Raw genomic sequence first — 23,664 nt, 5'->3', positions numbered from 1 at the left:
TAAAAAAGTCCCGCCCATAGGTGGGATTTTTTATGAGAAATTGAAATCATTAGAGTTTGTTGAAATTTATTACTTAAAGAAATAGCGAATGTAAAATGAAGACTTTCTACTCGATATGACAAGCTAAAACGTAATTGTCAGAGTGCAGTAGTTTTAGCTTATACTTGGCAGCCTTTATAGCACAAATTGCATACTACAAACCTCAACCCACTCTAAAGTTTTAAAGTGATTTAGTCCAGGTTCAGACTAAATAGCTGATTCGACTGACAGATTTTTTTGGCAATATAATGTGATTTTCTTACTCGAATTAAAATAATTTGGGACTGAAATTCCAGTTCACCAAATTCAGGTTCAACTTGTACATAGTGGATCTGGCCATATTCGTCACGTACCCGGGCTTGGGCTGAAAAACCTGGACGTGCATTACCACTTGAAATGGTTGCGAGTCGTCCGAGTAGATTGACATGATTTTTTTTGTATTTTGGAGGAATCACCTGATCCAGACAATGGATCATAAATACAGTAAAAAAGCTGGCAATAATCAAGGCCGGTAAAATCAGATAATAAGCTGGCAAGAATTCCATTTCCTGAGAATAGATCAGGAACTGCAGTAAATAGCCGGAAAAGCTAAAATTCATCAAAAAGAAAAGGATGATGAGGGTTTTGGAAAATTTGACATTCAGAACATCAAGATAGGCGAAGTCATAAGACGGAATGCATTTAAAGAGTTTTCTGGATTGAAGCCCAAAATAAAAAGCAGAAGTTTTTGCCATGCTAAACACAAAGATCAAGACCAGACTCAAATGAAAAGGCATGAGGTTGTAGTCGAGCAAAAAAGCTGGCATGGCAAAATCCATTAAGTCTTATTCTGTAAGATAAATCCCGCCATCAGAATGCACGGTAATCTCCACTTTTTCAAGTGATTGCCCCTGACAAGGCCCGGAAATACATTCACCGCTTTCAACCATGAACAGTGCACCGTGGGTAGAGCATTCAATGAATTCCTGATCACGATCCAGGAACTGGTTTTCCAGAAACTCCAGTTCTACCTGCAAGTGCGGACAGACGTTCTGATAGGCATAGAATGCACCATCACGCTGGGTGATGAAAATCGTATCGCCATTCGGAGTCTCAAAAGAGCGTGCTTCGCGCTCCGGGATGTCTTCAGTCAAGCAAATTTTATACATTAAGCACATTCCTTCTGGAAATTTTCTAATAAGGCTGCATAGTCTGCAACCGCCAGACGTGGACCAAACTGGGAAACCACTTTACTTGAAATTAAAACCGCCAGTTCTGCAGCCGTCTTAAAACCAAGATTGGCATTTAAGGCATACAGGAAAGCGCCTGCAAAGGCATCACCTGCACCATTGGTATCTACTGCCTGAATGGCGCGACCTGGTACAGTAAAGGTCTCTCTATTGCTTGAAATAAGCGCACCTTTGGATGCCAATGTAATGACAACGGATTGACTTAAAGTCTTTAATTTCACTAAAGCAGCATCAATGGTGTCAGTATGGGTATACATCAATGCTTCTTGTTCATTACAGAATAAAAGATCGACACCTTCGGCAATCATTTCATCCAGACCGGTACGCGCATATTGCACCATAGCCGGGTCAGAGAGCGTCAAGGCGATTTTAACGCCATTGGCTTTCGCAATCTCACGCGCCTGTTTTACCGCCTGACGTGCAGTGTCTGAAGTGGATAAATAGCCTTCGATATACAGCCATTTCGCTGTAGTTAATGGCTCAAAGTCAATCTGTGCATCGGTCAGTTCAGCTGTAATTCCCAGATAAGTATGCATGGTACGTTCAGAATCCGGGCTGACCAGCACCATACAGGTACCTGTTACACCTTGACTGATCGATTTAGGCGTAGTTTGAATGCCGGCTTCATTTAAACCGTTCAGATAAATATGTCCTAAATCATCATTTCCGACGCGGCAAGCATAAAATGCCGGACTCCCCAGTGCAGCAAAAGCCACCGTGGTATTGGCAGCAGAACCGCCAGATGCCTGACCTTTATAAATTTGGGTATCTCTTAGGTTTTGATAGAGGCTCGCCTGAGTTTCACCATCTGCAAGTTGCATGGTGCCTTTTTGCAAGTGCTGTGCAGTTAAAAATTCATCAGAAACTTTAAATTCTTGGTCAATCAGCGCATTTCCAATTGCAAAAAGATCAACAGTTGCCATATTCTAAGATCACATTAAAAAATGAAAGTCGTAAGTTTACACCATCACTCGGAATTGCTGTAGTTTGCTGAGCTTTTTTCAAAGAAAATTTATATAATACAATTCATTCTGGATTATCTTTGGTCGAGTTTCTGAACTATTTTTATGCAATGAGTTGTACAGCCATTGATTTGAGAGTCTTGTTTTATTTATAAGGTAAGAGGCTTTGCATCAAGTTCTGCAAGCGTATCTCCTCACCACAATTTCAAATAGTGTGCATATATGGAAATTAAGATTGTAACTGCTAAAGAACTACCGGATCAGATTGAAAAACTGGCCATACTCGCGCGTAAGGAAGGTTACGAATTAATTGACAAGTTGATTGAAGAATACCGTACGGGGAAAAACTGCTTTAGCCATGCCAACGAGTTTTTGGTGGGTGCTTATGACGGTGACAGACTGATTGCCTGTGGGGGCCTCAATCAGCAATGGGGTGACAATGGTGTTGAGGAGCGCATTGGCCGTGTGCGCCGTTTCTATGTACATCCAAAATATCGGCAGCATGGGGTAGGCAAACAGCTTCTTGCTTATCTGGAACAGCTGGCGCGTCCGCATTATTCAGCACTTTGCTTGCATACCGATATTAAACAGGCTGCGAGCTTTTATCAGAAACAGAACTATGTTTTTGTAGAAAGTCATCCAAACTATAACTACTTCAAATACCTGATCTAGAACTTCGATCAGTATCCTCAGATGATTTAAGAGTCTGATTCAAGTGAATTTGATGATTTATCATTTTAAATAATCAAGTTTACTGAATTCGATCAAAATCATTGGATTTCTCAGTGAATAATTTAAACAACTACAGCTATAATGCGATCAGTTATTTTTAATTTAAATATTAGGAGATCGCATGACTGTAGATGTCACTGAAACCATTTCTCAAACTGTACATCCTGCGTTTCAGTTGGTACGTCAACAACATGTTGAAGCTTTAGACATTGCTGTGTCTGAATATAAGCATAAAGTGACTGGCGCCACCCATTATCATTTGGCGACCAATCATGATGAAAATGTCTTTCTGGTGGCTTTTCGCACCCAGCCCATGGATTCCAAGGGAGAAGCGCATATTCTGGAGCATACTGCATTATGTGGCTCAGAAAAATTCCCGGTGCGCGATCCATTTTTCCTAATGATTCGCCGTTCACTGAATACGTTCATGAACGCATTTACGGCAGCGGACTGGACCGCTTATCCGTTTGCAACCCAGAACAGCAAAGATTTCCAGAACCTGCTGGAAGTGTATATGGATGCAGCGTTTGCTGCGAACCTGAATCCGCTGGATTTTGCTCAGGAAGGGATTCGTATCGAGTTTGAAAATGGCGAACCGGTCTATAAAGGTGTGGTTTTTAATGAAATGAAAGGGGCGATGAGCTCGCCTTCAGATCAGCTTTATCATACTTTGGCGCATTATTTATTCCCGGATACGACCTATCATTATAATTCGGGCGGTGATCCTAAAGATATTCCAGACCTCAGCTATGAAGAACTTGTGGATTTCTATAAATCACATTATCACCCAAGTAATGCAGTATTTATGACCTTTGGTAATAAATCAGCTTTTGAACTTCAGGAGCAGTTTGAAAATCTGGCATTGTTCAAATTTGAAAAAGGCGAAACACTGTATTCTACACCGGTAACACGTTTGACCGCGCCAATTGCCGTAACCGATACCTATGCTGTAGATGCCGAAGATCTGAAAGATAAAACCTATCATGTTTTATCCTGGTTATTGCCTGAAGCTAGTGAAATCAAATTACGTCTGGGAATGCGTCTGGTAGAAGGTATCTTGCTGGAAGATTCAGCCTCACCACTGCGTCACTATCTGGAAACCTGTGGCTATGCCCAGTCGACTGGTCCATTTTTGGGCGTAGATGATTCTAACTTTGAAATGACCTTCTATTGTGCAGTTCAAGGTTCTAACCCTGAACATGCAGAAGAGTTTAAAAATGGTGTATTCAAGATACTTGAAGAGGTAGCTTCCAAACCTGTCGATCAACAGGCTGTTGATGCAATCTTGCATCAAATCGAGCTGCATCAGCGTGAAATCAATGGTGACGGTACGCCATATGGATTAAGCCTGATTCTAAGTGGATTGGGCAGTGCAATTCATCATCGTGATCCGGTTGAAGTCTGGGATGTAGATTCTGCCATTGCGGCGGTTAAGGACGAGCTGCAAGATCCGATGTGGCTGTCGAATCTGATTAAAGAACATTTACTGGATAATCCGCATCGTGTACAGCTCACGCTGGTTCCAGATGCAGGCAAATCGGCCAAAGAAGCAGAAGCTGAAAAAGCACGTCTGGCTGAAATTGCAAAAACACTGACCGAAGAGCAGAAAGCTGAAATTATTACTCAGACTGAAGCCCTAAAAGTACGTCAGGATACTCCGGATGATTTGGAACTGTTACCTAAAGTTGGCCTGGAAGATGTTCCTGCCGAGTTGCAGATTGTGCAGGGCCAGTTGCGTGAAATTATCTGTAACCGCGTAGATACCCCGCTTAATCTTTATCATGCGGGTACCAACGGGATTTATTATCAGCAGGTACTGGTTAAAATTCCGGATGAAGTGGTGCAATCGCCGTATTTCAACTTGCTGTCTATTTTGATGGGTGAAGTGGGTGCAGGCGAATACGACTATCTTGAATTCCAGCAACTACAAACTGCAGTAAGTGGTGGCTTGGGAATGGGGGCTTCACTACGCTCTAAAGTCGATGACAAGCACAAGATTAGTGCTTGGCTCACACTTACCACCAAATCCCTGACAACGCATCTGGATGCAATCCGTCTATTAAAGATCGGTTTCGAGCAGCTACGTTTTGACGAAAAAGCGCGTATTGTTGAACTGTTGCAACAGCGTAAAACACGCTGGCAGTCACGCATTTCCGGTTCTGGTCACAGCTATGCCATGCAAACCGCTTCGCGTCAGCACAGTGCTTTAGCTTTACGGGATTATCATAATACCGGTTTGGGGGCTTTAAACTGGCTGATCCATCTGGTGAATCAGATTGAACAAGACCCGGCTGCGTATGATGCGCTGATTGACGAGTTAAAACGTATTCATAACATCCTGCTGCAAGCACCTAAGCAGTTCCTGCTGGTATGTGAAGAGCCACATGCTGAGCGCCTGATTGAAGAAATTCAACATGTCTGGGACAAGCTGGAAGTTAATAACGCACCTGTTGAGCTGACACAGGTTGAGAAAGTCAATCATGATCATGATGAAGCCTGGTTGATTCAGACCAATGTTCAGTTCTGTGCAGCAGCCTATCCTGCAGTGGAGGTATCACATCCAGATGCTGCAGCACTGATGGTGCTGGCAGGTTATTTACGTAATGGTTTCCTGCACAGCGCGATACGTGAAAAAGGTGGGGCGTATGGTGGCGGTGCCAGCTATGATGGCAATGCCTGTTCATTCCGTTTCTATAGCTACCGTGATCCACGTCTGGCAGAAACTTTTCAGGATTTTGAGGCCAGTATTCAGTGGTTGCTGAATGCTCCCCAACAACCGCATCAGTTGGAAGAAGCCATTTTGGGCCTGATTGCCAGCATGGATAAGCCGGGTTCACCAGCAGGCGAAGCGATTACTGCATGCTATGCCTATCTGCATCAGCGTACCCCGGCATTTCGCAAACAGCTGCGTGAACGTTTACTGAATGTCACGCTGGATGACCTGAAACGTGTTGCACAAACTTATTTGGTTGAGCAGCAAGCATCTAAAGCAGTGGTTGCACCTGTTGCAAAACGGGAAGCATTGGAGCAGCTGGGTTTTAGTATTCAACAAGTTCAATAAATAGAAGAATGAGGAAAAAGGATGGCGCTTAATTCAATTAAGCGCTCAACTTTGCAGCTGAGCGTTTTGCTGGGCTGCGCGGTTGGGACGCACGCGAATGCGGAAAATCCGGTGCTGGTCAATAGTCCTACGCCCGCAACCGCCGAAGCCTGTGCAGCACTGGAAGTGAGTGCTGAGCGACTGGCTTGTTACGATACTTTGTTTAAAGCATCGGGCAGTAATCAGCCTGAAATTGTTTCTGAACAGCGTGCTGCCCAGGAACTTAGGCCCACAGCCGATAGCCTGAAAGCAAAAAGTGCAGATATTTTTTCTAATATCTATACTTCTGAGAGGCCAAGACTGACTCCCACTGAGTCTTTAATGGATAGCCGTTGGGAGCTTTCACCAGAGAGTAAACTGGGTACATGGAACATTCGTTCCTATCAACCGCTATATTTGATGCCAGGTTTCTGGACATCGAAAAAAAATGAATTCCCGCAAAGTGAAAACCCGAACAATACCGAGACAGAGAACCAGAATCTCACGTCAACTGAAGCAAAATTCCAGCTGTCTTTGAAAACCAAGGCCGTGGAAAATATTCTCGGCAATAATGGTGACCTCTGGTTAGGTTATACCCAGTCTTCACGCTGGCAGGTCTATAATTCGGACGAGTCCCGGCCGTTTCGTGAAACCAATTATGAACCTGAAGCCAGTCTGATCTTCCGTACGAATTATGACTTGTTCGGTTTAAATTGGCGTTTACTTGGTCTGACGCTTAACCATCAGTCCAATGGCCGTTCAGATCCGCTTTCACGTAGCTGGAACCGGGTTATATTGAATCTTGGTTTTGAAAAAGACAATTTCGCCATGATGGTTCGCCCCTGGTATCGAATTGAAGAGAAGTGGGAGGATGATAACAATCCTGAAATCAAAAACTATATTGGTCGGGGGGATCTGACTGCATTTTATCGTCACAAGGAACATGATTTTTCATTAATGTTGAGACATACACTGAAAGGTGGGGATGAAAGTCGTGGCGCCGTACAGTTTGACTGGTCATTCCCGATTAGTGGTCGTTTGCGTGGACAGTTCCAACTTTTTGATGGTTATGGCGAGAGTCTGATTGATTATAATCACCGCGCGACTTATGTCGGTTTGGGTGTATCTTTACTGAACTGGTATTAAAATACCTCGAATAAAAAAACCATGCTTTGGCGTGGTTTTTTTATCGGCTATTTATGTGTTTCAAATTAAAAATTATCCAATCTGAATCTCTGTCGGAGGATGCTTCAGGCGGCTTTTTTTCGGGGTTGCAATAAAGTAGGCTAGGGTTAAGGGACCCAAACGACCGGCGTACATCAAGAGCATTAATATGATCAAACTGGCAGGTTGCAGCTCTTCGGTTACGCCTCGTGACAAGCCGACGGTGCAGGCTGCTGAAACTGTCTCAAATAACAAATCTAGAAACTCATGATCAGGTTCAAGAATCAGTAAACTCATAAAGCCCATAATGATCAGTCCAGCGGTAATACAGACCACTGCCAAAGCTTTAAAGGTGGTTTTTTCGGAAATGGAGTGATTAAACAGGCGAATTTCATCTTCGCGGCGTAAAAAACTGATCACGCTGATCAATACAATAATAAAAGTACCGACTTTGATGCCACCTGCGGTACTTAAAGATCCTCCGCCAATAAACATCAGGATCATGGTGATCAGTGTCGAAGCATCTGTCATCTGATCTAAAGGTAGACTGTTAAACCCTGAAGAACGCGGGACAGTGGCATGAAACCAGGCATTTAAGGCTTGATCGCCCAGACTCAGGATTCCAAGGGTTTGCGGGTTCGACGCTTCTAAAATCCAGAGCAGAATAAAAGCCCCTAAGTTCAAACCCAGAATGGTGGAGAGAATCAGTTTGCTATTGGTGCTGAGCCTGGACCAGCGTTTATGTTTTTTTACATCCATCAGCACCAAAAAGCCGATCCCGCCGATGATGTACAGCATGCTAATGGTAAAGGTCACCAGATATTGCCCAGAAAAGCTCATTAAGCTATTGGGAAATAAAGAAAATCCACCATTGTTAAAGGCAGAGACGCTATAAAATGCTGCATAAAATAAAGCGTCACCCAAGGGGTAATCTTGCAGCCAGGCCAGGGTTAAAATCATAGTGCCAATAGCTTCAAAAAATAATGAATATAAAAAAACCGCCTTAATGGTAAAGCTGACTTTTTTTAAGCTGGTTTGTCCTATGGATTCCTGAGCCATGACCTGCTGTTTTAAGCCCATTCCTGGCACCAGACTCATGACCGCAAGAATTGCAAAAGTCATAAAGCCCAGACCACCACATTGCAACAAGAACATAATGATGATTTGGCCAAACATCGTATACGCTTCTCCGACGTTTACGACTGACAGGCCAGTAATGGTGACGGCAGAAGTGGCAGTAAAAATAGCATCCAGCCAGCTAATCTCCTGTTGATGGGCAATCGGCAGCATCAGCAGCAAAGAACCGATAAAAATCAGCCCGAGAAAACCCAAAGCCAGAAGGGCGGGCGGACTAAGATTTACCGTGTGATGTGAACTAAGGTCTGGTGTTTTCATAAGCGTTTAAAATATTTGGAAAGACGGCGTAAAGGTTCAAGCAGACCTTCAATGACCAGAATGTCGCCCTCTTGAAGCAGAATATCCGGAGCAGGGCTGTCGTCTATGCGGCTACCGCGTTTAAGCAGCAGGGTTTTAATTTCAGGCACATGGCTCATCAATTTACGTAGCGGCATGCCATGATGATCGGCATGGATTTCGACTTTGACAATATAATAATCATCTTCCAGTGCCATATAGCGGCTGACCATTGGATAGCTCAGAGACTGGGCAACACGTACGCCCATATCTTCTTCAGGATGAATAATTTTATCGACATTCAGATGGGTCAGAATCATATGATGAGCCTTGGATTTGGCTTTGACCCATATTTTTTTAACGCCCATGTTTTTCAGGTGTAGCACACAAAGAATGCTGGCCTCAATATCTTCACCAATCGCCACAACTACAGCTTCACAACGCTTGACATCCAGCTCATCCAAGACATGTTCATCGGTTGCATCGGCAATCACCGCATGTGTCAGCTGGTCAGAGATATTTTCAACATATTTTTTATTCAGATCGATGCCAATTACTTCATGTTTCAGCTCAATTAGCTGAGTTGCAACCGTTGCACCAAAGCTACCGAGTCCAATGACTGCAAATAATGCCATGGAAATGTTCCTAACTTTTTATTCAAATCGAATCTGCTTAATATCTTAAAGATTTTTAGAATAATCAGCTATCTACTATTACATAAATCCTGTATTTGTGGCCTTTTTTCAGAAAATCCAGGCAATAAAAAACCGCCTGTTCAGACGGTTTGATAATCTGCTCTTTATTTCAGGAAACGCTGATAACCCAGATTATTGGTAATCTCATCGTATGGATAGCTAATGCTTTCCAGAGTTTCAACCAGACCGTCCGGGTTTTGCTGTGCATCTTCAGCTTCCAGGCCCACCAGCACACGACCTTCTGCTGCGCCGTGGTTACGATAGTGGAACAGGGTAATGTTATGGGTAGGACCCAGACGCTCCAGGAACGTTAGCAATGCGCCTGGACGCTCCGGGAACTCCACGCGGAATAAGCGTTCATTTTCAATATCGGCATGACCGCCGATTAAATAACGGATATGCAGTTTTGCGACTTCATCATCGGATAGGTCGTCAACATCATAATGAAACTTAAGGTTTTCATAAATTTCCTGACGCTCTTTTTCACCATTCTTTAAACTGATGCCGACAAAAACCTGTGCCGCAGAAGCGTCACTGGCACGGTAGTTAAATTCCGTAATATTACGCCCTTGCAGGGCGCGGCAGAATTTCAGAAATGAGCCTTTTTCTTCAGGAATGGTCACGGCAAAAATGGCTTCTTTACGCTCGCCAAGTTCAGTACGCTCTGCAATATAACGTAAACGATCAAAGTTCATGTTGGCGCCGCAGACAATCGACACCATATTTTTATCGGTAATTTGATGTTCTTCAACGTATTTTTTAATACCTGCCAGCGCCATCGCACCTGATGGCTCAACAATGCTGCGGCACTCGTCATATGTATCTTTAATTGCAGCACAGATTTCGTCAGTATTGACCAGTACTACATTCGGCTCGACGATCGGGCCTGAGTTGTCTGATTTTTGCAGGCGAATCACTTCAAATGGTTTTTCACCAATCTGGGCCACCGCCGTTCCATCTGCAAATAAACCGACAGATGGAAGGGTCACACGCTCATTTGCTTCTAAAGCAGCTTTTAGGCAGGCAGATTCATCATATTCCACTGGAATGACTTTGACGTGTGGCGCCACATCTCCCAGATAGGCTGCAATCCCGGCAATCAGGCCGCCACCGCCAACCGCAACAAATACATAATCTACATCACGCCATTGACGCAGGATTTCATTGGCAATCGTACCTTGACCTGCCATCACCAGCTCATCGTCATAAGGCGGAATGAAGGTCATGCCATCATCTTGCGCACGCTGAATTGCATACTTGTTGGCGACATCAAATGAATCACCATGTAAAACCACTTCACCACCCAGGCGTTTAACGGCTTGTACTTTGATATCCGGTGTAGTTTTCGGCATCACAATAATGGCGCGAATCCCTAACTTTTTACCAGACAGTGCCACGCCTTGTGCATGGTTGCCTGCGGAAGCCGTAATAACGCCACGTTCGAGCTGGGATTTCGGTAATTGACTAATACGGTTGTAGGCACCGCGTAGTTTAAAAGAAAAGACCGGTTGTAAATCTTCACGCTTAAAACGAATGTTGTTATTGAGTCGTTCGCTAATTCGTGGCGCTGCTTCGAGTGGAGTTTCGATTGCAACATCGTAGACCGTTGCTTGTAAAATTTGTCGAACCAAACGAGACAGCATGTTAATTTTCCATCTAACAGTTTAAAATAGGCGCTTATTGTAACAAACCATACGGCTTTTCGGTTTAAAAATGCTGCAAAAGTCCAAAATAGTTGAGTGATGTCATGAGTCTATATGCAACCCAAGATGAGAAAAAACAGGCTGCGGCCAAAGCAGCTTTAAAACACTTACCAAAAGGGGGCATTTTAGGCATTGGTACAGGCAGTACCGTGAACTTTTTAATTGATCTTTTGCCAGAGCTTCAGCTGGAAGCAGCAGTGGCAAGCTCAGAAGCCACAGCAGAGCGTCTGAAAAAGCTGGGTATAGACGTGGTCGATATGAACAGCGTTGGCAGTTTAGATGCTTATGTAGATGGTGCCGATGAAATTGACCGTCATATGCACATGATCAAAGGTGGGGGCGCTGCGCTAACACGTGAAAAAATTGTTGCCTCTATTGCAAGAAAATTTGTATGTATCGTTGACGATTCAAAATGGGTGGAGCAATTGGGACGTGATTTCCCGCTTCCTGTAGAAGTGATCCCAATGGCACGTTCGGCTGTGGCACGTAAACTGGTTGCCCTGGGGGGAGATCCTGCTTATCGTGAAGGTGTAGTGACTGATAACGGTAATGTAATTCTGGATGTTTATAACCTGAATATCTTGAATGCTCTTGAGCTGGAAAGAAGCATCAACGATATTCCTGGCGTTGTCTGTAACGGAATTTTTGCATTAAATAAAGCCGATATTGCGATTGTCGCAACCAATCATGGAATTGAAGAACGCACTGCGGTTTAAGAGGTTTTCCCTGACCCTCCTTTTTAAAGGAGGGAACGTTTTTAATTTTGATCAGGCTCCTAGAAATTTTTAAAAGTTTGAATCTTCCTCTTTATTAAAAAAGGGGGGAGTGAGAGAAATGAATAAAATAGGATCTGTTGATCTTTCATAAATGGCTTGCTTGTGCTGTAAGCTAAAGCTGAGTAGAGATGAGGCATGAAACGAAAGGAGTAGCGAAACTGTTGCCAAGTTTCATAACGAAAGCATTTAGAATGACTAAGTTTCCTGCTTATGCCTTATCTCTGCTAAAAAAATCTTGCAAAATAGATCTCTCACTTCGCAAACATGGACGCAGTGTCAATAGACCCTAATGATTAAATATAAAAAATGACCCTAAACGACCTACCTGAAATTCAAATCATCCGAAATGCTCGCTCCAGACGTTTACGTTTACGTGTAGAGCATCAGCAGATCAAAATGACGGTGCCGGTTTCTTGCAGTAAGCAGCAAATACAAAGTTTTTTACAGCAGGCCGAATCCTGGTTATTAAAAACATGGAAAATTCAGCAGGAACAAGTACAAAGTATTGACCAGACTTTACCGGCACAATTGCAACTTTTTAATCAAGCCCAAGCTCTACAGGTTTGTTATCAAAGCCAAAAAAATAATTTTGTTTTTGAATCAGAAAAACTCCAGCTTTCTATCAGTGACCGGAATCCTGAAGCTTATTTAAAGGCATTTGTCATCGCCTATGCCAAGGAGCAGTTGCCGGGGTATTTGGTGCAAATCGCTCAGGAAACCGGGCTGTCTTTTAATGTCTGTCATATTCGTCAACCCAAAACCCGCTGGGGCAGTTGTTCAGCCAAACATGACATTATGCTCAACAGTGCGCTGGTGTTGTTTCCTCAAGAGATTGTGCGTTATGTAAGTGTACATGAACTTGCACATACTCACCATTTCGATCACAGCTCAAGGTTCTGGCAGTTGGTTGCTCAACATGATGCAAACTTTCAGCAACATCGTCAGTATTTAAAAAATACGTTTTTGCCATATTGGTGGAATTGTTAATCTATGTGTTTTTAGACAGCACGTTTTGCTAGCGCTTCTGTATAAATTATTTAGAATGTTTAAGTTTTATATTTCATGCGCATGTCAGCATAAACATACATACATTTTGCAATACAGACAGATTGTCAATAAAGCCTAATTGCATCAGCCTATAAGAATATAAAATTTAGCAGACTGCAGCTGGTTTTAATATTGGTATAACTATAGGCTGCTATGATTCCTAAATTGATCCGAATTTCGGTTATATAAAGGTGATCAATATGAAGTTGCATCGTTTAAATTGGTCTTATCTTAAGCTTATTCTTAATAGCCTAAGCAATTAAGACTTTATCATTTTCAGATTTTGGTTAAAATCGACACATAACTACTAGAATTTATTCACATGAATTGGAACCGGTTTAGCATCAGTCTCCTGATTATATTAATGTCTTTGCCGGCATTATTTTTCTATATGCTTTTTATCTTGAATATGCTCTCTCCTGACAATCCGATTTCTTATCACTGGACCAGTTATTTAGTCCTCATCTCTAGTGTATTGGCCTGGACGATTCTCTTTATTATGGCTCTACTCTGGAGTCGGGAAAGAGTAATTCCTAAATGGCTTGCGACGCTTGCAGTACTGCTTGCCATTATTGGCCTAACGCCGTTTACAGTTCAGGCTGATCCTATTGTGTTTTTGGCTATGCCAGGATTTTTCTTTGGGCTTTATCTGTGTTATCGCAGCTGGACAAAGTTAAATACCAATGAGGGGAATTAAACCGGTATGTGCTTTCAAGACTTTTAAAATCTCAACCCGCTGAAAATTATAAAAAAGCATCAATCCTGAGTAAAATGGTTTAGAAAGCCACAACTTCCTGTCATACTATTACGTTATAAAGAAAACAGACATTTTTGAGGTAAAGATCGTGATTTCAGTGGGTATTGTAGGCGGTACAGGCTATACAGGCGTTGAACTTTTACGTCTATTGCTGCGACATCCAAATGTTCAAGTGAAAGCACTTACATCACGTACGGAAGCAGGCCGTCGTGTGGATGATATGTTCCCGAGCTTACGCGGTCATACCGATCTTGAATTTTCTGATTTAAGTCAGGATTTACTTAAATCATGTGATGTGGTGTTTTTCGCAACTCCTCATGGTGTTGCCATGCAGCATGCTGAAGCCCTGGTGGCCGCAAATACCAAAGTGATTGATCTGGCAGCAGATTTCCGTTTACAGAATCTTGCCCAGTTTGAAAAGTGGTATGGCATGAAGCATGCATGTCCAGAACTGTTAAAAAATTCTGTGTATGGCTTATCTGAGCTGAATCGTGAAGACATCAAACAAGCCAGTGTAATTGGAAATCCGGGTTGTTATCCAACGACTGTACAGCTGGGTCTGGCACCAGTTTTACAAGCTAACGAAGTTTTGGTGAAGCCTGAGAGTATTATTATTGATGCGAAATCAGGTGTTTCTGGTGCAGGCCGTAAAGCCAGCTTGGGCATGATTTACTCTGAGAATTCAGATAACTTCAAGGCTTATGGAGTACCAGGTCATCGTCATCACCCGGAAATTGTTGAAGCCCTAGAAAATATCTCAGGACAGCAGGGTGTATTCGATCAGATCCTGTTTGTTCCGCATCTTGTCCCGATGATCCGCGGCATGTTGTCGACTATTTATATCGACCTTACCGAAGCTGGCCAGGCTGCAGATTTGCAGGCATTATATGAACAGTACTATGCTGGCGAAAAATTTGTAGATGTGATGCCGGCCGGCAGTTCACCTGAAACCCGTTCAGTACGTGGCGCCAATGAATTACGGATTGCTTTATATAAGCCACAGCCGGCCAAGCTGGTGATACTGGTCGTTCAAGACAATCTGGTTAAGGGTGCAGCAGGTCAGGCAGTGCAGAACATGAACCTGATGTTTGGTTTTGCAGAAGATGCTGGCTTGAATAATATCGGCTTATTACCATAAAAAACGTATTAGAACTTCACACACATTTAGATTTAGATTTAAATGTGTGTTTTGAATAAATCGAATTAGAGATCAAAATGCCGAATACAGACTCAAACGCGACGATCCCTCAAGAGCCGGATGAAAAAAAACCTTTGATGAAAGGCAGCAGTCCTCTGGTGGTTGGTGCAGTAGTATTGATGTTGGGCAGTGGCTTATTGGGCTATACGGTCGGACACCGTCAGGGTTTGACTGTGGTCGGATTTGATGCTGATGCTGAACAGTTGGTCGAAGTGGTACAAAAGCAGAAAGCCAGTCTGGAAAGCATGAATAAAAGCCTGAATACTGCGGTTCAGGAGCGAGATCTGGCGGTCAGTAATACCAATGACCTCTATTTAGCCATGACCAAAGCCCAGGATGAACAGGTTCAGGCAGAAAGTCTGGGTACAATTTACCGGGAAATTTTACGTCAGCGTGGTGGTTTGGCCTTGACTGTCCAGCATGTTGGCATTAAGCCTTTGCCAGACAATGCATTTGAATATCAGCTTGATCTGATTCAGGTCAGTCCAGGCAAAAATCGGGTATCCGGTTTAGTCGAAATGCGTCTGATCAAAGGCTCAGAAATTCTGGTCGTGCCGATGGAGGATAAGAGTTTCAATTTTGAAAACTATGAACGTCTTACTGGGCGCTGGACCATGCCCAAAGGCTTTAGACCAGAATTTATCGAAGTGCGCTTGACAGGTTCTAAACCGGTCACACGCCGTTTTAGCTGGGATCAAGGAAAAGCGGTAGAAAGTCCGTCTACTGTGTTGTCTGAAATTCCTAAGACCGAAGCAAATGCAAATTAAGTGTGAAATAGAAATCTTATGCCAAACAATAAACGTCAAATGTGTTTAAGTGATGTCAAAAATTCTTTTTATCAGTCTGGAATTGTTGATTGGCATATGAGTCCGCGTTTAAGCAACGAACCCGATCATGAGGGTGATTCAGATATTGCAGTACAGACTGCGCCTCCAGAATTAAAGCGTCCACCGATGTATGCAGTGGTATTGATGAATGACGATTATACCCCTATGGAGTTTGTAATTGAAATTTTACAACAATACTTTGCAATGAATCTTGACCAAGCAACTCAAGTGATGCTAACTGTACATTATGAAGGGAAAGGTATAGCTGGGGTCTATCCACGGGATATTGCGGAAACCAAAGCGAACCAAGTTAACAATTGCGCTCGATCTCAAGGTCATCCATTACTTTGCCAGATTGAGCCTAAAAACTAAGGGGGTTGCATGCTCAGTCGTCAATTAGAAGTATCACTACGTTTGGCTGTCAGCATGGCTCGTCAGAAGAGACATGAATTCCTGACAGTAGAGCATTTATTATTGGCTCTACTTGATAATGATTCAGCCGTTAATGCTCTTAAAGCATGTGGCGCGGACATTATCGTGCTGCGTAAAGAATTGGAAGATTACGTAGAACAACATACCCCTAAACTCGCTGAAAATAGCGATCAGGCACCTCATCCTACCGAAAGCTTTGACCGTATTTTGCAGCGTGCAATTTTCCATGTGCAATCCAGTGGTGGTGACCGGACGGTAGAAGGTGCAGATATTCTGGTGGCCATGTATTCTGAGCGGGATTCATTTGCCGTTTATTTGTTGAAACGTCACCAGATTAATCGCTTAACTTTGACCCAATATCTTTCGCACGGCACACGTAAGGATGATGTGCCGTCCGAAGAAGAAATTGAAGAGTTGGAAGGAGAGTCTGCATCTTCTGCGAATTCAGGACCGCTGGAACTCTATACCACCAATCTGAATGTAGAAGCCCAGCGTGGCAAAACAGACCCTTTAATTGGTCGTGAAAAAGAAATTGAACGTGCTGCACAGATTTTATGTCGCCGCCGTAAAAATAATCCATTATTGGTCGGTGACCCGGGCGTAGGTAAAACCTCGATCGCGGAAGGTCTGGCTTGGCTAATTGTGAACGGTAAAGCACCAAAACCGCTGGAAAATGCCGAGATATTTAGTCTGGATATTGGTGCTTTGGTCGCAGGAACCAAATATCGGGGTGATTTTGAAAAACGCCTGAAACAACTCCTCAATGCTTTAAAGAAAAAACCGGAAGCCATCCTGTTTATTGATGAAATTCATATGATTATTGGTGCAGGCTCGAGTATGGGGAGCACCATGGATGCCTCGAATCTGATCAAACCGGCACTGGCAAATGGTTCATTGCGTTGTATCGGTTCAACGACTTTTCAGGAATATCGTCAGGTTTTTGAAAAAGATCATGCCTTGTCGCGCCGTTTCCAGAAAATTGATGTGAATGAGCCTTCTATTTCAGAAACTATTGATATTTTGCGTGGTCTGAAATCGAAATTTGAAGATTTTCACCATGTTCAGTATGACGATCAGGCCTTGGTGTCCGCAGTAGAACTGTCTGCCAAGTTTATCAATGACCGTTTCTTGCCAGATAAGGCGATTGATGTAATTGATGAGGCAGGTGCACAGCGTCGTCTGAAAGCTGAGCAGGACAATAGCCCGATCACGGTGGAAAACATTGAGGATATTATTTCCAAGATTGCCCGTATTCCACCGAAAACAGTGTCTAAAGATGATAAGACTGTCCTTGAAAATCTGGAACGTGATCTAAAACGTGTGGTTTTTGGTCAGGATGAAGCCATTGAAGCGCTCGCTTCTGCTATTAAACTGTCACGTGCGGGCCTGAAATCTCCGGATAAGCCAGTTGGCAGCTTCGTTTTTGCAGGTCCTACAGGTGTAGGTAAGACTGAAGTCACTAAACAGCTGGCCAAGTTAATGGGTGTAGAGCTGGTCCGTTTTGATATGTCTGAATATATGGAACGTCATGCAGTATCTCGCCTGATCGGTGCGCCTCCGGGCTATGTTGGCTTTGATCAGGGGGGGCTGCTCACGGATGCAATTCACAAGCATCCGCATTGTGTGCTGCTTCTGGATGAAATTGAAAAGGCTCATCCAGATGTATTTAACCTGTTATTGCAGATCATGGATCATGGTTCACTAACAGATAATAATGGCCGCAAGTCGGACTTCCGGAATGTGGTTCTGGTGCTGACCACCAATATTGGCGCAGAAAGTATTTCCCGTGTCAGCATTGGTTTTATGGAGCAGGACAACAGCAATGACAACCAGGAAGCCATGAAGAAAGCCTTCTCACCTGAATTCCGTAACCGTCTGGACGGCGTGATTCAGTTTAAAGCTTTGGCAACTACAGTTATTGAAAATGTAGTTGATAAGTTCCTTACCGAACTTCAGGCACAACTGGATGAGAAGAAAGTCATTCTGGATGTGGATCACAGTGCCCGTGAATGGATGGCTGAACACGGCTATGACCGTTTAATGGGTGCTCGTCCAATGCAGCGACTGATTCAAGAACATCTGAAGAAGCCGCTGGCAGAAATGATTCTGTTTGGTGAGCTGGCAGAAAACGGTGGCAATGTGGCCGTATCCGTGAAAAAAGAAGATGGTAAAGCAGTTGGCTTGAAAATTGAAGTGTTTGAAGATCAGACAGCTGAACCTGCCTAAGCTTGAAGAAAGAATTAAACCCGTGCAAGCACGGGTTTTTTCATGCACTCATATTTTTTAATAAACTCAATCATACAGTTCAATAGTTAAATCATGGATATTCAAGTTACAAAGCTGTTCACCACGTTTTGCCTGTTTTTGGTCACGGCGCTTATGGAAATTTTGGGCTGTTATTTTCCTTACCTGATTCTAAATCAGGGGAGAAGCCACTGGTTATGGCTTCCTACTGCATTGGCATTGGCTGCTTTTGTCTGGTTATTAACATTACACCCAGCCGCTTCCGGGCGTATCTATGCGGCCTATGGGGGTATCTATGTTTTTTCAGCTTTGATATGGTTGCGCTTTGTTGATCAGGTGAGTCTGTCTCGCTGGGATTTACTGGGTGGAATGGTCGTGATTTTAGGTGCGCTGATTATTATGTTGCAGCCCCAAGGCTTGGTTCGTTAAACAACCTTTTAAATAAGAATTGTATAAAACCTTTTGAACCTTTACTTGAAAAATAATGCTATTTATTTTTTGGATAGTAGAGGGAGTATTTTCTAATGTTTTAAAGCTTCCGATAGGGGGGGGCAAACGGTATTATGCCAGAGCAGATAATCGGCGTTGAGGGCAAAGCTGATTCCATCTTGCAGTCTATTAAGAGTAAGAGTGTCTGCATCATTCATGGCGTGATGCAGAGCAAGACTAAATCATTTTATGCAGCAGATGAGCAAATCATTTGATACCGCAATCTTTCTGTTTAAGTTCCAGGGTGTAGCGATTTTTTTCTGAACTGAGCTCAAGCTGTACGGTATACGGATTTAGTTTTTGATACTCATGCTCAAAGAAAATCGGGCAGCTTTGCACTAGATTTTTCATAATGAGCTTTTGCACTTCTTTACGACCCAAATCTGTCTCAAACTGCGCAAAGTCCGGGGTGGTGATTACGCCCTTCAGGCTGGTTTTATTTGCAGTGAGTTGCAATTGCTCAATAACCGTATTTTGATCAATCTGTAATGGTAGGGTTTTGGAGTCTTCAGCGCTCAGTACTGCCAGCAATTCATTCAGCTCTGCTTTTTTCTGAATTTTGAACTTACTGTTAAGAATGCCTTTATTTTGCAGATATTGATCAAATTCAGAAGCATTCGCTTGCATGAACAGACTGCTGAGTCCTGCAATAACTGCGAAAGCCCAATATTTTTTTTGCATTAGCTTGTATCACTTTTTATATCGTCCCAACCCTGATTATAAGAGCTGAGACAAAAAAAGCACCAGAGATTGGTGCTTAATTTGTGAAGATGAGGATACATCTTAGTCTTTTTTCAGGTTCTCATTTAATAAGAACTCTACCAGTGCTTTTTGTGCATGCAGGCGGTTTTCGGCTTCATCCCACACCACAGCATTTTTATGCTCAAGCAGATTCTCAGAAATCTCTTCACCGCGATGTGCAGGCAAGCAGTGCATAAACAAACAGTCCGGATGAGCAAGATCCATAAGGCGCTCATTCACCTGATAATCAGCAAAGGCTTTTTCACGAATTTTCTGTTCTTCTTCCTGGCCCATGCTGGCCCAAACATCAGTGACAATCAGATCTGCATTGACCGCCGCATCTTCAGCTGTATCTACCAGCTCGACACAATGGGCAAATTCAGACAGGAATTTCTCTTGTGGTTCATAACTTTTAGGTGCGGCAACTTTCAGTTTAAAGCCCCACATATGCGCCGCTTCGATATAAGAGTTGCACATATTATTGCCATCACCAATCCAGGCCACAGTTTTACCTTCAATTGAGCCACGATGCTCAAGATAGGTCTGCATGTCAGCCAGTAGCTGGCAGGGATGATGATCATCGGTCAGCGCATTAATGACTGGAACTTTTGAATAAGAAGCAAAGCGCTCAACGATGTCATGACCAAAAGTACGGATCATTACGATATCCAGCATGCTGGAAATAACGCGTGCTGAGTCTTCAATAGGTTCACCACGACCTAACTGGGTATCACGTGATGACAGAAAAATAGCACTACCGCCAAACTGGCTCATGCCCGCTTCAAACGAAACGCGCGTACGGGTACTGGATTTCTCAAAAATCATGCCCATGACTTTGCCAACAAAGGGTTGGAAAACTTCATTATTATGCTGTTTGCGCTTGAGCTCAATAGCGCGTTGCAATATTTGGTTAAGTTCTAAAGTCGATAAATCGCGTAAAGTGAGAAAGTGACGGAGAGCCATTGGTTACTCCACAATAATTGCTGAAAATCCGATCAACAATTAGTTGTTGGTTAGTGAGTTAAGAAAAATACGGAATCGGCTAATATACTATATGAGATGGAAAATGCAAAAAAACTAGACTTTTTGATGACCTTCTAAAAAGCGGTCTACGCAGTAATGAATATACTTGGTAATTTCTTCATCACTCTCTTCTTCCTGAATTCCCATTAGAATACGCCATTCCAGATTGCGTAAAATACCAAAATATAACTGAGCCGAATACATTGGATTTTCACAACGTAGTACCCCTTTGGCATCTGCCTGTTCCAGAGCATTGGCAATTGAAGTCTGAACATGTACAGGTCCGCGTTGATGAATATGTAAAGCCAGATCTGGATTACGCTGACTCTGTTCAAAGACCAGACGCATAAATGCCGAATTTTCAGGCGTCATAATTTGATGATAAAAATTTAACAGAGTTTCTACCAAATAACGACGAAAATCCAAGGCCATCAATTCAATAGGAATGCTGATTTGTTCAAAAAACCTTTCACGACGATAGTCACAGATCGCTTTAAATAGCCCTTCTTTATTGCCAAAATATTTATAAATAGAAGCCTTGGAACCACCAGCATGCTGAACAATATCATCTAGTGAGACTGCATCATAACTATGCTCCAGAAAAAGCTCGGTTGCACTGACAAGCAACGCAATGCAACGATCATGGCCGCGTTTGGTTTGCGGTAGATCTTTGGCGAGAGGTTCCAGATGAGCAAGGTCTTGCATATTGGCTAAAAATTAATCAATTGAATGAAGTAGATATTGAGATTATAACAAATATATGTACAGCGTGCTGTGTAGAAGTGTATTTGGCTAGGGCGCTGGATATATTAATAGATGCTCCTACTAAGAGGAAGTAATGCTCATTTTATTTAATTTTTAGATGAACATTATTCTTAACAGCATGCTCTATTAAGAATAATGGCAATCACGAAAAACAGGTCGGCAATAAAAACCTATTATTTGACTAAAGTGTTAGAGTATTTGTTCTAGAATGGAATGGTGTACACCAAGCAAATTGGTATACTCAAATTTCAATAATTATAGCCAGAACTGTGGAAGGGAAGATGACAGAACAAATGTCTGCAGGTTTAAAGTTTAGACAAGCACTTGAAGTCGAAAAACCATTACAAATTATGGGTACCGTAAATGCCTATGCTGCCATGATGGCCAAACAGGTCGGTTATAAAGCCATTTATCTCTCTGGTGCTGGTGTAGCAAACTATTCTTATGGGTTACCAGATCTTGGAATGACCAGTCTAGATAATGTTCTGGAAGATGTACGCCGCATTACTGAGCGTGTCGATACGCCACTTTTGGTTGATATTGATACAGGCTGGGGCGGTGCATTCAATATTTCACGTAGCATTAAACAGATGATTGCGGCTGGTGCAGCGGCGGTCCATATTGAAGATCAGGTGGCACAAAAGCGTTGCGGTCACCGTCCGAATAAGGAAATTGTAAGCCAGCAGGAAATGGTGGACCGGATTAAGGCAGCAGTGGATGCCAAAACCGATTCCAATTTTGTGGTGATGGCACGTACCGATGCGCTACAAAAAGAAGGTCTGCAGGCTGTTATTGACCGCGCTTGTGCCTGTGTTGAAGCGGGCGCAGATGCAATTTTTGCCGAAGCCATGACGGACATCACCATGTACCGTACCGTTTGTGATGCTGTAGGGGTGCCGGTACTGGCCAATATTACCGAATTTGGCGATACGCCATATTATACGACGGAAGAACTGGCCGAGCAGGGCATACGTATGGTCTTGTATCCACTTTCTGCAACGCGCGCCATGCAAAAAGCAGCACTTGAGGTGATGCGCTCCGTTCGTGAACATGGTACACAGGTACATGTTTTAGATCAGATGCAACAACGAAAAGAACTTTACGAATTTTTAGACTATCACAGCTTTGAAAACACATTAGATAAACTGTTTAAACAGGAGAATTAAAACAATGGCTGAAGGAAAAGTACTTACTGGCGCAGGATTGCGCGGACAAGTGGCAGGGAAAACTTCACTTTCAACCGTCGGTAAAAGTGGTGCAGGTCTGACCTATCGCGGTTATGACGTGCAGGATCTGGCAGAAAACTGTCAGTTTGAAGAAGTAGCTTATTTAATATTCTTTGGTGAATTGCCAGATTCAGAACAATTAGCAGCCTATAAAGCAAAATTAAAATCTTTACGTGCCTTGCCGCAAGCCCTAAAAGAAGTGCTTGAGCGTATTCCTGCAGATTCACATCCTATGGATGTAATGCGTACAGGGGTTTCCATGTTAGGTAACCTGGAAGCTGAACAGTCCTTCGAACAGCAGCAGGATATCGCAGATCGTATCCTGGCCACCTTACCTGCGATCATCTGCTACTGGTATCGTTATAGCCACGATGGTGTACGTATTGAAGAAAATACCGATGATGATTCTATCGGCGCACAATTCCTGCATCTGTTGCATGGTGAAAAATCCAATGAGTTGCATGAGCAGGTTATGAACGTGTCTCTCATTTTATATGCAGAGCATGAATTTAATGCTTCAACCTTTACGGCTCGTGTCTGTGCCTCTACTCTGTCTGATATGCATTCCTGTATCACTGGAGCGATTGGTTCCCTACGTGGGCCTTTGCATGGTGGTGCCAATGAAGCAGCAATGGATATGATTGAAAACTGGCAGTCTCCAGAAGAAGCTGAACGCGAAATGCTGGGCATGCTGGAACGTAAAGAAAAAATCATGGGTTTCGGACATGCAATTTACAAAGACTCTGATCCGCGTAATGCCATTATTAAAGTCTGGTCTGAGCGTCTGGCCAAAGATGTGGGTGATACCGTATTGTATCCGGTTTCTGTACGTTGTGAAGAAGTGATGTGGCGTGAGAAAAAACTATTCTGTAATGCCGATTTCTTTCATGCTTCGGCATACCACTTTATGCGGATTCCAACCAAGCTGTTCACCCCGATTTTCGTCATGTCACGTATAACTGGCTGGGCAGCGCATGTGATGGAACAGCGTGCGGATAACCGTATTATCCGTCCAAGCGCAGACTATACCGGTCCAGAGCTGCGAAAAGTCATTCCTATTGCAGAGCGTAGTTCAGCAGCTTGATCTGAATACTGAGTTGCTGATTAAAAAAATAAAGCCTCA

The 23,664-nt window shown here is 43.1% G+C and carries 22 protein-coding genes; 13 read left to right on the top strand and 9 right to left on the bottom strand.

The window, feature by feature from the left end; genetic code table 11:
- Positions 1-230: 230 nt before the first annotated feature.
- The 3 genes from E5Y90_RS07830 to E5Y90_RS07820 are packed head-to-tail and all read right to left on the bottom strand — an operon-like array spanning position 231 to position 2,191.
- Complete coding sequence (locus tag E5Y90_RS07830) at positions 231-845, bottom strand: OB-fold-containig protein (protein ID WP_174659905.1); 615 nt, start codon at positions 843-845, stop codon at positions 231-233.
- Positions 846-863: 18 nt separating this feature from the next.
- On the bottom strand, positions 864-1,172 hold the full coding sequence (locus tag E5Y90_RS07825; protein WP_171478803.1) for a Rieske (2Fe-2S) protein: 309 nt from the start codon (positions 1,170-1,172) through the stop codon (positions 864-866).
- 14 nt (positions 1,173-1,186) lie between these two features.
- A complete protein-coding gene (locus E5Y90_RS07820; RefSeq protein WP_174659904.1) occupies positions 1,187-2,191 on the bottom strand; it encodes an adenosine kinase in 1,005 nt (334 codons plus the stop codon).
- A 261-nt stretch (positions 2,192-2,452) separates the two neighbouring features.
- Here E5Y90_RS07820 and E5Y90_RS07815 point away from each other — a divergent pair, with 261 nt between their 5' ends.
- The 3 genes from E5Y90_RS07815 to E5Y90_RS07805 all read left to right on the top strand — a co-directional run bounded on the left by E5Y90_RS07815 (position 2,453) and on the right by E5Y90_RS07805 (position 7,187).
- Entirely contained in the window at positions 2,453-2,902 is a 450-nt protein-coding gene (locus tag E5Y90_RS07815; protein WP_174659903.1) for a GNAT family N-acetyltransferase, read from the top strand.
- 181 nt (positions 2,903-3,083) lie between these two features.
- Entirely contained in the window at positions 3,084-6,023 is a 2,940-nt protein-coding gene (locus E5Y90_RS07810) for an insulinase family protein (RefSeq protein WP_174659902.1), read from the top strand.
- A gap of 21 nt (positions 6,024-6,044) precedes the next feature.
- Positions 6,045-7,187 carry a phospholipase A gene (locus tag E5Y90_RS07805; RefSeq protein ID WP_174659901.1) on the top strand — a complete coding sequence of 381 codons (1,143 nt, stop codon included), beginning with the start codon at positions 6,045-6,047 and terminating at the stop codon, positions 7,185-7,187.
- 72 nt (positions 7,188-7,259) lie between these two features.
- Here the strand turns inward: E5Y90_RS07805 and E5Y90_RS07800 are convergent, their stop codons facing one another.
- The 3 genes from E5Y90_RS07800 to ilvA all read right to left on the bottom strand — a co-directional run bounded on the left by E5Y90_RS07800 (position 7,260) and on the right by ilvA (position 10,956).
- Positions 7,260-8,600 carry a TrkH family potassium uptake protein gene (locus E5Y90_RS07800; protein WP_174659900.1) on the bottom strand — a complete coding sequence of 447 codons (1,341 nt, stop codon included), beginning with the start codon at positions 8,598-8,600 and terminating at the stop codon, positions 7,260-7,262.
- A complete protein-coding gene (locus tag E5Y90_RS07795) occupies positions 8,597-9,253 on the bottom strand; it encodes a potassium channel family protein (protein WP_174659899.1) in 657 nt (218 codons plus the stop codon). Before E5Y90_RS07795 ends, E5Y90_RS07800 begins: the two co-directional genes overlap by 4 nt.
- Before the next feature lie 164 nt (positions 9,254-9,417).
- On the bottom strand, positions 9,418-10,956 hold the full coding sequence (gene ilvA / locus E5Y90_RS07790) for a threonine ammonia-lyase, biosynthetic (protein WP_174659898.1): 1,539 nt from the start codon (positions 10,954-10,956) through the stop codon (positions 9,418-9,420).
- A 104-nt stretch (positions 10,957-11,060) separates the two neighbouring features.
- On the opposite strand from ilvA, the gene rpiA reads away from it, so the two are divergent.
- From rpiA to E5Y90_RS07750, 8 genes are all read left to right on the top strand, one after another.
- Positions 11,061-11,732 carry a ribose-5-phosphate isomerase RpiA gene (gene rpiA / locus E5Y90_RS07785; protein ID WP_174659897.1) on the top strand — a complete coding sequence of 224 codons (672 nt, stop codon included), beginning with the start codon at positions 11,061-11,063 and terminating at the stop codon, positions 11,730-11,732.
- A 366-nt stretch (positions 11,733-12,098) separates the two neighbouring features.
- Positions 12,099-12,779 (top strand): M48 family metallopeptidase, encoded by a 681-nt coding sequence (locus E5Y90_RS07780; protein WP_174659896.1) that lies wholly within the window; start codon positions 12,099-12,101, stop codon positions 12,777-12,779.
- Positions 12,780-13,242: 463 nt separating this feature from the next.
- On the top strand, positions 13,243-13,536 hold the full coding sequence (locus E5Y90_RS07775) for a hypothetical protein (RefSeq protein ID WP_416377161.1): 294 nt from the start codon (positions 13,243-13,245) through the stop codon (positions 13,534-13,536).
- Positions 13,537-13,684: 148 nt separating this feature from the next.
- Positions 13,685-14,734, top strand: a complete 1,050-nt coding sequence (gene argC, locus E5Y90_RS07770) for an N-acetyl-gamma-glutamyl-phosphate reductase (protein WP_174659895.1) — start codon at positions 13,685-13,687, stop codon at positions 14,732-14,734.
- Between the two features lie 77 nt (positions 14,735-14,811).
- Positions 14,812-15,561 (top strand): DUF6776 family protein, encoded by a 750-nt coding sequence (locus tag E5Y90_RS07765; RefSeq protein ID WP_174659894.1) that lies wholly within the window; start codon positions 14,812-14,814, stop codon positions 15,559-15,561.
- Positions 15,562-15,579: 18 nt separating this feature from the next.
- Entirely contained in the window at positions 15,580-15,993 is a 414-nt protein-coding gene (clpS, locus tag E5Y90_RS07760) for an ATP-dependent Clp protease adapter ClpS (protein ID WP_151204984.1), read from the top strand.
- Positions 15,994-16,002: 9 nt separating this feature from the next.
- A complete protein-coding gene (gene clpA, locus E5Y90_RS07755; protein ID WP_174659893.1) occupies positions 16,003-18,279 on the top strand; it encodes an ATP-dependent Clp protease ATP-binding subunit ClpA in 2,277 nt (758 codons plus the stop codon).
- A gap of 93 nt (positions 18,280-18,372) precedes the next feature.
- Positions 18,373-18,726, top strand: a complete 354-nt coding sequence (locus tag E5Y90_RS07750) for a YnfA family protein (RefSeq protein WP_151204982.1) — start codon at positions 18,373-18,375, stop codon at positions 18,724-18,726.
- Positions 18,727-18,993: 267 nt separating this feature from the next.
- Here the strand turns inward: E5Y90_RS07750 and E5Y90_RS07745 are convergent, their stop codons facing one another.
- The 3 genes from E5Y90_RS07745 to E5Y90_RS07735 form a co-directional block, all read right to left on the bottom strand.
- Positions 18,994-19,467: a hypothetical protein gene (locus E5Y90_RS07745; protein ID WP_151204981.1), complete on the bottom strand. Its 474-nt coding sequence runs from the start codon at positions 19,465-19,467 to the stop codon at positions 18,994-18,996.
- Positions 19,468-19,569: 102 nt separating this feature from the next.
- Entirely contained in the window at positions 19,570-20,490 is a 921-nt protein-coding gene (gene argF, locus E5Y90_RS07740; RefSeq protein WP_151204980.1) for an ornithine carbamoyltransferase, read from the bottom strand.
- A gap of 114 nt (positions 20,491-20,604) precedes the next feature.
- On the bottom strand, positions 20,605-21,255 hold the full coding sequence (locus E5Y90_RS07735) for a TetR/AcrR family transcriptional regulator (RefSeq protein ID WP_151204979.1): 651 nt from the start codon (positions 21,253-21,255) through the stop codon (positions 20,605-20,607).
- A 341-nt stretch (positions 21,256-21,596) separates the two neighbouring features.
- Here E5Y90_RS07735 and prpB point away from each other — a divergent pair, with 341 nt between their 5' ends.
- Both prpB and prpC read left to right on the top strand, forming a co-directional pair.
- On the top strand, positions 21,597-22,481 hold the full coding sequence (prpB, locus tag E5Y90_RS07730) for a methylisocitrate lyase (protein ID WP_151205467.1): 885 nt from the start codon (positions 21,597-21,599) through the stop codon (positions 22,479-22,481).
- Between the two features lie 4 nt (positions 22,482-22,485).
- The gene (prpC, locus tag E5Y90_RS07725) at positions 22,486-23,625 is read left to right on the top strand and encodes a bifunctional 2-methylcitrate synthase/citrate synthase (protein ID WP_174659892.1); all 1,140 of its coding nucleotides are present in this window, start codon (positions 22,486-22,488) and stop codon (positions 23,623-23,625) included.
- Positions 23,626-23,664: the final 39 nt, after the last annotated feature.

It is taken from the genome of Acinetobacter sp. 10FS3-1, assembly GCF_013343215.1.
GTDB classification, from domain to species: domain Bacteria; phylum Pseudomonadota; class Gammaproteobacteria; order Pseudomonadales; family Moraxellaceae; genus Acinetobacter; species Acinetobacter lwoffii_C.
The sequence above is the reverse complement of the archived record's forward strand: the minus strand, read 5'-3'. Positions and strand labels throughout refer to the sequence as shown.